The 11,016-nt window shown below is 71.0% G+C and carries 10 protein-coding genes; 7 read left to right on the plus strand and 3 right to left on the minus strand.

The window, feature by feature from the left end; genetic code table 11:
* Positions 1-70: 70 nt before the first annotated feature.
* Positions 71-817 (minus strand): alpha/beta fold hydrolase, encoded by a 747-nt coding sequence (locus A3G1_RS0114600; protein ID WP_026212138.1) that lies wholly within the window; start codon positions 815-817, stop codon positions 71-73.
* Between the two features lie 85 nt (positions 818-902).
* Here A3G1_RS0114600 and A3G1_RS0114605 point away from each other — a divergent pair, with 85 nt between their 5' ends.
* The 7 genes from A3G1_RS0114605 to A3G1_RS0114635 all read left to right on the plus strand — a co-directional run bounded on the left by A3G1_RS0114605 (position 903) and on the right by A3G1_RS0114635 (position 7,988).
* Positions 903-1,967 carry a TolB-like translocation protein gene (locus A3G1_RS0114605; RefSeq protein WP_157641143.1) on the plus strand — a complete coding sequence of 355 codons (1,065 nt, stop codon included), beginning with the start codon at positions 903-905 and terminating at the stop codon, positions 1,965-1,967.
* 97 nt (positions 1,968-2,064) lie between these two features.
* The gene (locus A3G1_RS0114610) at positions 2,065-3,357 is read left to right on the plus strand and encodes a phytase (RefSeq protein ID WP_018350224.1); all 1,293 of its coding nucleotides are present in this window, start codon (positions 2,065-2,067) and stop codon (positions 3,355-3,357) included.
* A 199-nt stretch (positions 3,358-3,556) separates the two neighbouring features.
* Positions 3,557-4,840, plus strand: a complete 1,284-nt coding sequence (egtB, locus tag A3G1_RS0114615) for an ergothioneine biosynthesis protein EgtB (protein WP_018350225.1) — start codon at positions 3,557-3,559, stop codon at positions 4,838-4,840.
* A gap of 28 nt (positions 4,841-4,868) precedes the next feature.
* Positions 4,869-5,597 carry an ergothioneine biosynthesis protein EgtC gene (gene egtC / locus A3G1_RS0114620; protein ID WP_018350226.1) on the plus strand — a complete coding sequence of 243 codons (729 nt, stop codon included), beginning with the start codon at positions 4,869-4,871 and terminating at the stop codon, positions 5,595-5,597.
* Positions 5,597-6,556: an L-histidine N(alpha)-methyltransferase gene (egtD, locus tag A3G1_RS0114625; RefSeq protein ID WP_018350227.1), complete on the plus strand. Its 960-nt coding sequence runs from the start codon at positions 5,597-5,599 to the stop codon at positions 6,554-6,556. The genes egtC and egtD overlap by 1 nt, the downstream gene beginning before the upstream one ends.
* 15 nt (positions 6,557-6,571) lie before the next feature.
* The gene (locus A3G1_RS0114630; protein ID WP_026212139.1) at positions 6,572-7,246 is read left to right on the plus strand and encodes an NADPH-dependent F420 reductase; all 675 of its coding nucleotides are present in this window, start codon (positions 6,572-6,574) and stop codon (positions 7,244-7,246) included.
* Between the two features lies 1 nt (position 7,247).
* Complete coding sequence (locus A3G1_RS0114635) at positions 7,248-7,988, plus strand: VOC family protein (RefSeq protein WP_018350229.1); 741 nt, start codon at positions 7,248-7,250, stop codon at positions 7,986-7,988.
* Between the two features lie 62 nt (positions 7,989-8,050).
* Here the strand turns inward: A3G1_RS0114635 and A3G1_RS0114640 are convergent, their stop codons facing one another.
* Both A3G1_RS0114640 and A3G1_RS0114645 read right to left on the minus strand, forming a co-directional pair.
* Entirely contained in the window at positions 8,051-10,309 is a 2,259-nt protein-coding gene (locus A3G1_RS0114640) for a Vgb family protein (RefSeq protein ID WP_211216311.1), read from the minus strand.
* 114 nt (positions 10,310-10,423) lie between these two features.
* Positions 10,424-10,828 (minus strand): GNAT family N-acetyltransferase, encoded by a 405-nt coding sequence (locus A3G1_RS0114645; protein ID WP_040478399.1) that lies wholly within the window; start codon positions 10,826-10,828, stop codon positions 10,424-10,426.
* Positions 10,829-11,016: the final 188 nt, after the last annotated feature.

Genomic DNA, 11,016 nt, shown 5'->3' on the forward strand with positions numbered 1-11,016 from the left:
GGCCGCGTGGATGGACGTCCGGGCAGTCCGGCTGCCTGAACGGGCAGCCGGACCGTGCACCCCGCGAGCGTTACAGGAACGCCCGCAGCACCTCGATCGTCTTCTGTGGATCGTCGAGCGGGATCAGGTGGCCCGACTCCGGGAAGCTCACCAGCCGCGCGCCGGGGATCTCCGCGTACCGGCGGGCGATCACCTCGAAGTCCGGCAGGTCATGGACCGCGTAGCCCACCAGCACCTGCGCCTTGATCGCGCCGAGGTCCCACTCCGGGCCCTCCTGCTCGTGTTCCTCGCCGGCGTTCTGGTTGACCAGGCCGGTCCGGAGCGACTCCAGGTTGCGCGGCGTGCCCGGCAGGAACCAGGTCTCCAGGTTGATCTCGACGGCCTTGTCGAAGTCGCCGGCCTCCAGGGCCGCGCCCTCGGCCGCGCCGTAGGCCCGGATCTGGTCGGACCAGTTGTGGCCCTCGGCCGCAGCGGCGAGCAGGACCAGCTTCTCGACCCGCTCCGGGTACGCCATGGCGAACTTCGCGGCGATGCGCCCGCCGAAGGAGTTGCCGGCGATCCGGATCGGCCCCTCGTGACCGAGCGCGTCGAGCAGCGCCGCGAGGTCCTCGTGGTGGCGGAACGGCCCGGCGGGCACACCCGAGTGGCCCCAGCCGCGCATGTCGTAGCGGATGACGGTGTACTGGCTGGCCAGGGCCTCGGCCACCTCGTCCCACATGGTCAGGTCACACAGTGCCGAGTGGAGCAGGACCACAGGCTCGCCCTGGCCCTCCACGGTGTAGTTCAGGCTCGTGTCATTCACTCTCAGTAAAGGCATGGCCCGACCGTAGCCTACCCTCCGTGACGCCGCCTCCGGGATTCCGGGCAGGCCACGCTGGGCCTTCGCCGGCTAAGCTCCGCGGATGCTGATCCAGCGACGTACACGAATCGCTATCGCTCTGTCACTGGCTGGGGTGCTCGCCGCCGGGCCGGCCCAGGCGGGCTCCGGTGAGCAGTCCTGGCAGATCGAACGGCCCTACGCCTGGCAGGCGGATATGTTCCCCTTCGGCGTGGGCCGGGCAGCGGCGGTCTTCAGCCTCCTCCCTTCCGGGGTGGCGACCATCCGCTACACCCAGAACCAGACCGTGGTGGTCGGCACGGACGGTTCCTACCGGACAGTGCGGACCGAGCATCTCAGCACTGCACTGTCCCGCGACGGCAGAACGCTCGCGGCCGGCGACCAGCTGATCAGCATGAGCAACGGGTTTGCCACCGGGATCCAGGGCAGCAACCCGCTGGCCTGGTCGCCCGGCGACACCCACCTGCTGATCGCCGGCGACGGCCAGCAGAGTGGCCGGAGCCCCTTGTACCTGGTCGACGCCAAGACCGGCACGAGCCGCGTGCTCACCGGGCTGAGCGAGACCGGCTGGAAAGCGGCCAGCTTCTCCCCGGACGGCAAACGGTTCGCGTTCCAGTCATTCGGGCGGATCGGCGTGGCCAGCACCGCCGACGGCAGTGTGCTGTGGACGGCATCGGCCCCGGCCGGCAGCTCCGCCCTGGGTACGGGCTCCTGGGGGCCGGACGGCCGGCTCGCGGTGTTCGACGGCAGCAAGCTCACCTTCCTGAACCCGGCCGACGGCAGCCGGCTCCCCGGCGGCGGCACCGTCCCTGGCACACCAGCGGGCCTGCCCGGGTGGCGTGACGGCCACCCCGTCATGGTCAGCATCGACAACCAGGAGCAGGCCAGCATCCTGGCCGCCGGGCCTGACGGCCAGTACCGCACCGTGGTCAGTTTCCCGGGCAAGGCGTCGCCCCTCGCCGTCTCACAGTCCTTCGTGGAGGATGTCAGGCTGGCGCTCCCTGACGACGGGCCGAACCCGTTCGCCGCCGCCTGGTGGCTCTACCTGCCGTTTCTCACGGTGCTGGCGCTGATCGGGCTGCGGGTGCGCACCCTCCGTCGCCGGAGGGCCGACTGGGCAGAGTGGTAGGCATGGCCGGGGTCAGCCACACACAGCGTGCAATCGCCAGGCCGCCGACACCCGCGCGCCGCCGGCCATTAACCCGCGGACCCCAGCATCGGGGGCCATGCGTATCTCACACGGGACAACCCTGACGGCAGCGGTACTGCTCGCCGCCAGCCTCGTCCCCGCACAGCCGGCCTGGGCCGGCACCCTGCCTGCCGTCCCCGTCGTCGCGCAGACCCCGGTGGTCTACGACGACGAGGCCGGCGGCAACGCCAACGCCGACGACCCGGCCGTCTGGGTGCACCCGTCCGACCCGGCGCGGAGCCTGGTCGCGCTGACCCTCAAGGAGGGCGGGCTCGGGGTCTACGACCTCAGGGGGCGGCTCGTCCAGCACATCCCGGCCCCGGCCGCTCCGGGTGAGGAGGCAGAGCCGGGCAGGTTCAACAACGTGGACGTCGTCTACGGCTTCGTTCTCGCCGGGCGGCGGACCGACCTGTTCGTGGTGTCCGACCGGGGCCGGGACCGGATCCGGGCCTACGCCGTCGCCGACCGGCCCGGCCGTCCGCCGCTGACCGACGTCACGGCCGCCGACGCCCCACGCGTGTTCTCGGCGACGGAGGAAGAGGTCGACGAGGCGCGGACCGCGTACGGGCTGGCGGCCTTCACCGAGCGCGGATCGTCCTATGTGGTGGTCAGCCGCCGGCACGAGACCCGGCTCGCCCTGCTCAGGCTGGCCGACGCCGGCGGCCGGGTGAGCTACCGGACCGCCGACACGCTGGACCTGCCCGCCACGTTCACGCTGCCGGACGGCGGGTCGTGGACGCCGTGCGCCGAGCCGGGCGAGCGCCCGCAGGTCGAGGGCATGGCCGTGGACCAGGTGACCAGGGTCCTCTACGCCGGCCAGGAGGACGTCGGGCTGTGGCGGATCGGGGTGTCCGGCGGGCGGTTCGCCGCGGAGACGCTGATCGACCGGGTCCGCGAGTACGGCGTGCCCGCCACCTTCGATCCTGAGACTGAGGAGTGCGCAGCCGGGGCCGATCCCGGGTACGGGGGCACACGTCTGGCCGCCGACGCCGAGGGCGTGACGATCTACCACGGCCGCGACGGGCAGGGCTACGTGCTGGCGTCCAGCCAGGGCGACTCGACGTTCGCCGTGTACACGCGGTCGGGCGGCAACCGGTACCTGGGCTCGTTCAGGGTGGCCGGGGCCGAGCACTCGGACGGGGCCGCCGTGATCAACGTGCCGCTCGGCCGGGACTACCCGCGCGGGATGCTCGTGGTGCACGACGGTGAGGCCGAGCCGGGTGGCGAGCGCGAGGCGACCAACGCCAGGTTCGTCCGCTGGGACGCGGTGGCCGCTTCGTTCTGCGTGCCACTGCTGGTGGACCCGAGGTCGTACCACCCGCGGGGGTAGGGCCCGCGCGGGCCGGGCAGCCGGTCGGGGGCGGAGGGAAGGGGTGCCGGGCAGCAGGTACCAGAAAATGATCTTTGGGTTACCCCGCTGCCCGCACCTTCAACCCTGCCCGGACCGAGGAAAAGTGCCGAAACGGCGATCTTTTCCTTCAGATGGGCCTGCTGGTGGGGAAGAATGGGGGTCGGCGAGGAGGTTTCTCTTGACCGACCCGGATGATCTCCGGGCCCGGGTCGCTGGGGAGTTGCAGCGAGCCCGGGCACGGAGCGCACTGCTGACCGACGCCGTGGGCGACGACGATCTCACCCGGCAGCATTCCCGCCTGATGTCGCCGCTGGTCTGGGACCTCGCGCACATCGGCAACCAGGAAGAACAGTGGCTGCTGCGCCGGGCCGGCGGCTGCTCGCCGGTCAGGGCCGACATCGACGATCTCTACGACGCCTTCCGGCACCCGCGTGCAGACCGGCCGGCCCTGCCGCTGCTCGGCCCGGCCGAGGCCCGTGGTTATGTCCGCGAGGTGCGCGACCGGGTCCTCGACGCTCTGGACGTGATGTCCTTCGACGGGCCTCCGCTCGTCACCGGCGCCTTCGTGTTCGGCATGATCGTGCAGCACGAGCAGCAGCACGACGAGACGATGCTCGCCACGCACCAGCTCCGCTCCGGGCCGCCGGTGCTGTCCGCCCCGCCGCCACCTGCCGGATCACCGGTCACTGGCGAGGTTTTCGTCCAGGGTGGACAGTTCACGATGGGTACCGACGCTGAGCCCTGGGCCCTCGACAACGAGCGCCCCGCGCACGTCGTCGACGTGGACTCCTTCTTCATCGACGCGGCCCCGGTGACCAACGCCGGGTACGAGGCCTTCATCGCCGACGGCGGCTACGACACCGAGCGCTGGTGGACGCCCGACGGCTGGGCGCACCGCCAGCGGGCTGGCCTGTCCGGGCCGATGCACTGGGGGCCGGACGGCACGTACACGCGCTTCGGCCGCACGGCTGAACGCGTCCCGGACGAGCCGGTGGTGCACGTGTCCTGGCACGAGGCCAGCGCGTACGCCGCCTGGGCCGGGAAACGGCTGCCGAGCGAGGCCGAGTGGGAGAAGGCCGCCCGCTGGGACCCGGCGACCGGCCGGTCCCGCCGGTACCCGTGGGGCGACGACGAACCCTCGCCCCAGCACGCCAACCTCGGCCAGCGGCACCTGAGCCCGGCGCCGGCCGGCGCGTACCCGGCCGGATCCTCCCCCCTCGGCGTCCACCAGCTCATCGGCGACGTGTGGGAGTGGACCAGTTCCGTCTTCACCGGGTACCCGGGCTTCCGGGCCTTCCCCTACCGGGAGTACTCGGAGGTGTTCTTCGGGCCGGAGTACCGGGTGCTGCGCGGCGGCTCGTTCGGCACGGACGCCTCCGCCTGCCGGGGCACCTTCCGCAACTGGGACTACCCGATCCGCCGCCAGATCTTCGCCGGCTTCCGCTGCGCCCGCGACGCCTAACCGTACCCACGACGAACGGAGCTACCGCATGTGCCGTCACCTCGCGTACCTCGGCGAACCCGTCACCCTCGCAGAACTGCTCTTCGACCCGGAGCACTCGCTCAAGCGGCAGTCGTGGAACCCGCTCGACATGCGGGGCGGCGGCACGATCAACGTGGACGGTTTCGGCGTCGGCTGGTACCCGGGTGACGGCGCGCCACCGGTCAGGTACCGCCGCGCGGTCCCGGTCTGGGGCGACATGAACTTCGCGAGCCTCGCCAGGTCCATCCGCTCGGAGGCTGTCGTCGGCGCGGTACGGGCCGCGACGCCCGGCATGCCCGTCATCGAGACGGCGTGCGCGCCGTTCACCGAGGGGCAGTGGCTGTTCAGCCACAACGGCGTGATCCGTGGCTGGCCCGACGTGGTCGCCGACATCGCCGGCCGGCTACCGGCCCTCGACCTGATCGCGATGGAGGCTCCGACCGACTCGGCGCTGCTGTGGGCGCTGGTCCGCGACCGGCTCCGGTCCGGAGTGGACCCGGTGAAGGCGGTCGCAGCGACGGTCACCGAGGTCCACGAGGCCGCGCCGACCGCCCGGCTCAACCTGCTGCTCACCGACGGGGAGCGGATCGTGGCGAGCACCTGCGGCCATTCACTGTGGACGGCCCGTGGCCGGGTCGCCTCCGAGCCCTTCGGTGACCAGTCCGTGTGGGAGCAGGCCGACGACCAGCGGATCGTCGTCGTGACCCGGGACAGCACGATCGTGGAGGCTCTCTGATGGCCCTCACCGAGATCGACCTGTACCTCGACGCCAGCGACCTGAACCGCCAGCTGCGCGCCGAGGCCATGTCGGGCCTGACCGCCCGGCCCAAGTGGCTCAGCCCGCGCTGGTTCTACGACGCGCGCGGCTCGGAGCTGTTCGAGGAGATCACCCGGCTGCCCGAGTACTACCCGACCCGGGCCGAGCGCGAGATCCTCGCGGCGTACGCGCCGGAGATCGCGGAGGCCTCCGGCGCGAAGACCCTGGTCGAGCTGGGTTCCGGTTCCTCGGAGAAGACCCGGCTGCTGCTGGACGCGATCAAGCCTGACTGCTTCATGCCGCTGGACGTGTCGGCCACGGCGCTGCGGGAGGCTGCCGCGGCGCTGGCCACCGAGTACCCGGCGATGAAGGTGCACGGGCTCGTCGCCGACTTCACCCGGCACCTGAACCGGCTGCCGCGCGGCGGGCAGCGGCTCGTGGCGTTCCTCGGCGGGACGATCGGGAACCTGATCCCGGCCGAGCGCGAGGAGTTCCTGTCCGGGCTGCGCTCGGCGCTGGACCCCGGCGAGTGGCTGCTGCTCGGCACCGACCTGGTCAAGGATCCCGAGGTCCTCGTCCGGGCCTACGACGACGCGCAGGGCGTGACGGCCGAGTTCAACCGCAATGTGCTGCACCGGCTCAACGCCGAGCTGGCCGCCGACTTCGAGCCGGAGGCCTTCTCCCACGTCGCGCACTGGGACGCCGACCAGGAATGGATCGAGATGCGCCTGCGGGCCTCGCGGCCCATGACGGTGCACCTGCGCCGGCTGGACATGACGGTCGAGTTCGCGGCGGGCGAGCAGCTGCACACCGAGGTGTCGGCGAAGTTCCGCCAGGCCGGGATCGCCGCCGAGCTGCGGCACGCCGGCTTCACCCCGGTGCGGTGGTGGACGGACACGGGGCATCGCTTCGGCCTGACGCTCGCGGTCGCGGCGTGACTACCCTTGCTCACTATGGATATCGGAGTACTCGGGACTGGCAGCGTGGGCCAGGCCATCGCGACCCGGCTGGCTGACCTGGGGCACAGCGTCGTCATGGGAGCACGTGACGCGGCCAACGAGACGGCAGCGGCGTGGGCGGAGGCGAACGGCGGGCGGGCCGGCACGTTCGCCGACGCCGCCAGCCACGGGGAGATCGTCATCAACGCGACGGCCGGCGTGCACGCGCTCAGTGCGCTGGCCGCCGCGGACGGCGGGCAGGACAACCTGGCCGGCAAGGTCGTTGCCGACGTGACCAACCCGCTCGACTTCTCCGGCGGCTTCCCCCCGGTGCTGTCGGTCGCCAACACCAACAGCCTGGCCGAGCAGATCCAGGCGGCCTTCCCCGAGGCCCGCGTGGTCAAGACGCTCAACACCGTCACGGCCGCCGTCATGGTCAACCCCGATCTCGTACCGGGTGAGCACGTCCTCTTCCTCTCCGGCGAGGACCCGGCGGCCAAGAAGACCGTGGCCGGGCTGCTCGGCGAGTTCGGCTGGCCCGCCGGGCGGCTCATCGATCTCGGCGGAATCCGCTCGGCGCGCACCGCCGAGATGTACGTTCCCCTGTGGGTGTCGCTGTACCAGGCCCTCGGCACCGCCAACTTCAACATCGCCATCGTCAAGGCGGAGGCGGAAGAAGACGAGGAATGACATGACTGGCACCGGAACCGGTACGCCCTGCTGGGCTGACCTCGGCACGTCCGACCCGGAGGCTGCCCGCGCCTTCTACGGCGCGCTGTTCGGTTGGGCGGCCACCGAGCCGGACGAGAAGTTCGGCGGGTACGCGCAGTGGCACCTCGGCGGCCAGCCCGCCGGCGGCGTCGGCCCCCTGATGAACCCGGCCCAGCCCGTGGCCTGGAGCATGTACCTGAGAACCGAGGACGCCGACGTCACGGCCGCAGCAGTCAAGGAGGCGGGCGGTCAGGTGCTCTTCGACCCGGAGACCGTCGGCGACCTGGGCCGGTTCACGGTGCTGGTCGACCCGCAGGGTGCGGCGTTCGGGGTGTGGCAGCCGCTGGCGTTCGCCGGCTTCGGCCGGACCGGCGAGCCCGGCACGTTCGCCTGGATGGATCTGGCGAGCCCGGACATCCCGGCGTCGAAAGCCTTCTACGGCACCGTTTTCGGCTGGAGCGCCTCCGAGGGCGACTACGTGCACGTCTCGAAGGACGGCACGGAGTTCGGCGGCATCATGGACATGACCGGGTACCCGGAGGGCGTCCCTCCACACTGGATGGTCTACTTCGGCACAGCCGACGTCGATGCGTCCGTGGCCAAGGTCCTCAGCCTCGGGGGCGCCCAGCACGTCCCGCCGGCCCCGATCCCGGGTGGCGGCCGGTTCGCGATCGTCACCGACCCGCAGGGCGCGGCCTTCGCCCTGTACGAGAAGAGGTAAGCCCTGTACTTACCTAAATGGGACCCCTCATGCTGCCATAGCAGCATGAGGGGTCCCATTCCCTAGGTTGTCAGCCCGCAGGGGTTGCCCTCGGTGTTGGCTTTGGCTTCGCCGATCACCACGTCCGTGAGCAGCGTGTCCAGCGCGACCGCCTGCTGGAGGATCTCGTTGCCGCGTACGTAGGTGTAGTTGAGCCGCAGCTCACCCACCACCAGCGGGATGGTCAGCGGCGCGCTGCCCACCTCGACCGCCAGGCCGTTGATCTTCAGGCTGGCAATGTGTGACCAGCCTTCGAAGGCCGGCGCTGGCCCGTGTGGCCCGTTCTGGCAGGTCGCCGACGCCCGGGACTGGATAACGCCCAGCTCGATCGTCACCAGGGGCACGATCGCCCCGGCGGTGATCCGGCTCTGCTCGACGCGGACCGTCGACACCGCGTTGTCGCCGATGCCAGGTGGCAGCGACTGGTTGTCCGGTGTCACGTTGGTCTTCGCGTCCAGCGCGGTCAGCCTCACCGTCACGATGCCGGCGTTCAGGTTCACGTTCGCGACGGTCTTCTGGTCGTCGGCGCACGGCACGTCCGGCGGGTTGGCCTGCGCGACGACGATCCCGGCCAGGTTGAGCGCCGTGGCCTGGCAGGAGAACGTGCCCGCACGCTTCAGGCCCTGGATCCGCAGGTCGGACAGGATCGGGCTCGTGCCGTTCGGGCTGGCCTTCAGCGTCGCCCGCACCTGGATGTACCGGCCGGCCATGCTGAACACCGACCCGTTGCCGACAGGCACATAGGACTGCCCCGGCAGCCCGGCCTCGGTGTCGGCGGCCCGCGCCTCCACCGTGATCGACGTGCCGGGCGGGACGCTGCCCTGCGGCTCGGTGTTCCACGTGACCTTGCCCCACGGGTTACCGGACCGGCCGGAGTCCTGCACCACGGTCCACGTGCCCTGCGGCGCGGTGATCTCGCCGAGCACCGAACCCGTCATGTCGCTGTAGTTGTACGGAGCCGAGCCGGCCCCCAGGTCGACGGTCAGGTCGACAGCGCCGACCGTGAACCCGCCGCCGCCCACCGGCCCCGCGTCGGGGTCGATCCGCATGGCGTTGTTGGTGTTCAGGTTCGCGACCCAGATCTTGCCGTTGGTGTCGACGGAGACACCGGTCGGGCCGGCCCCGCCCGGCAGGGTGACGTTGCCGACGAACGTGCCGTCGGTACGCAGGTGGCCGACAGTGGTCTGCGCGCCCAGGATCGAGTGGGCCACCCAGACGTTGCCCTTGCCGTCCACCGCGACGCCCTGGGCGTAGGTGTTGCCGTGCGGGAAGCTGCCGAGCACGACACCGTCCGGGCGGAGCTTGACGACCCGGCCCGACGACAGGGTGGTGTGCCAGATCTCGCCGGTCACCGGGTCCATGCCGAGGCCGTAGTCGCCGTGTGACGTGTCGAGGCAGGCCCCGCCGGAGCCGGGCACGTACCGGAGCAGGTTCGCCCCGTACCGCGCCGACCACAGCGTGCCGGCCTTGTCGATCAGGCCGCCGTACCCGCCGCAGCCGAGGCTGAACGCCGTGCCGGGTACCGGCTGCCCGGTCGCCCCGCTGACCTTCTCGTGCTCGGTGTCGGAGCCGCCCGTCCACACGTCGTTGTTCGCGTCGACGGCGACGGTCCGGGTGTTGTTGCCGTTGACCCGGGTGTAGTTGACGACGCACTCGTCGGCGGCAGTGCTCACGCCGCCGTTGTTGTCGGCCCCGCCGGCGTTCGTCCACGGCCGGATGTCGCCGAGCCCCCGGGACGTGGCGATCAGGCCGTCGCCGTCGCGGTCAGCGCACGTGTTGTACGCGAACGGGCCGGCCAGGTAGTCACCAGCCGGGTTCGGGCTGCCGTCGGCGTTGACCCGCGTGCCGCCGATCAGCACGCCGACCCGGGTGACCGAACCCTTGCCGCCGTCGGCCTCGTCGCGGTTCGACAGCCAGGTGTTGCCCAGTCTGTCCACTGTGGTGCGCGAGGGGTTGCGGAACCGGCCGGCCGGTGCGGACAGCCACTCGCCGACGATCGCACCGGTGTTGACGTCGGCGCGGATCATCGTGCCCCGGCCGGAAGCCGCGACGTTGACGAACGGGAAGAACGCCTGGGCCTTGTCCAGCTGGAGCTGGTTACCGCCCGGGGCGTTGTGGTTGACATCGTCGAGGACGCCCTGGTCGAACTGGGCGTCGGTGGTGTAATGGACATTCACTCCCGGTACCGGCGCGGCGGTTGCCACGCCGGCCTGGGCGAGGAGCAGGGCTAGCGAAAGTGCCGCAGCGCCGAGGGTTCTGCGCGGTGCGTATCTGCTGCGCATTGCGGTTCCCCTTCATATGGTGAACACAACGCCGCAGACAGTAGTTATGGGTTACCGGTTCCGGAGTCACCCATCGGACGCATAGAACCTGGTAAATGGTGGGAGACGGTACAACTAGCCGCCGAGGGCGCCACGGTTCCTGTGGGCCATGCCGGTGAGCGCGAACAGGCCGAGCTTCTCGTAGTACGGCTTCAGCCCGGCGTCGCAGACCAGGTCAACGGAGTACAAGTGTGCCGCTTCCGCGAGGACCAGCCGGACGAGTTCCTGCCCGATGCCCCGGCCCTGGTACTCGGGCCGGACCTCGAGCCACGGGATGAAGCCGGTGAGCACACCGTCGCTGATCAGGTTGACGAACCCGGCGGCCGGCCCGTCCTCGCCGTCGCGGGCGATCACCGCGCGGTAGCTGCCGTCCAGCACGGCGAGGTGCTGCTCGGGAGTCGGTGCGGCTGGCCAGCCGGCGAAGAAGCCTGCGAGGTCAGCCGGGACTAGGCCGGCGGTGCCAACGGCGTACAAAATCATGAAGTGGAGTCTCGCAGCCCCCGCAACCGGAAATCCGGGTCTTGTTCTTTTCGGTCTGAACCACTGCGGACATGCTCCTGCCCTTAGAAGTACAGCTTTACCATCTGGCAGGCGCAGCAACCGGATGTCCGGCCGTGCCTGGCAGGTCTGCCCTTTCGCTTCTTGCTCGTGATCTGCTGCTGCCCTGA

This window comes from Longispora albida DSM 44784 (assembly GCF_000379825.1).
GTDB lineage: Bacteria > Actinomycetota > Actinomycetes > Mycobacteriales > Micromonosporaceae > Longispora > Longispora albida.

What these genes read in the sequence shown, in the direction of transcription:
- A3G1_RS0114600 (WP_026212138.1), bottom strand. Translation starts at nt 817, where the DNA reads ATGCCTTTACTGAGAGTGAATGACACGAGCCTGAACTACACCGTGGAG.
- A3G1_RS0114605 (WP_157641143.1), top strand. Translation starts at nt 903, where the DNA reads ATGCTGATCCAGCGACGTACACGAATCGCTATCGCTCTGTCACTGGCT.
- A3G1_RS0114610 (WP_018350224.1), top strand. Translation starts at nt 2,065, where the DNA reads ATGCGTATCTCACACGGGACAACCCTGACGGCAGCGGTACTGCTCGCC.
- egtC (WP_018350226.1), top strand. Translation starts at nt 4,869, where the DNA reads ATGTGCCGTCACCTCGCGTACCTCGGCGAACCCGTCACCCTCGCAGAA.
- egtD (WP_018350227.1), top strand. Translation starts at nt 5,597, where the DNA reads ATGGCCCTCACCGAGATCGACCTGTACCTCGACGCCAGCGACCTGAAC.
- A3G1_RS0114630 (WP_026212139.1), top strand. Translation starts at nt 6,572, where the DNA reads ATGGATATCGGAGTACTCGGGACTGGCAGCGTGGGCCAGGCCATCGCG.
- A3G1_RS0114635 (WP_018350229.1), top strand. Translation starts at nt 7,248, where the DNA reads ATGACTGGCACCGGAACCGGTACGCCCTGCTGGGCTGACCTCGGCACG.
- A3G1_RS0114640 (WP_211216311.1), bottom strand. Translation starts at nt 10,309, where the DNA reads ATGCGCAGCAGATACGCACCGCGCAGAACCCTCGGCGCTGCGGCACTT.
- A3G1_RS0114645 (WP_040478399.1), bottom strand. Translation starts at nt 10,828, where the DNA reads ATGATTTTGTACGCCGTTGGCACCGCCGGCCTAGTCCCGGCTGACCTC.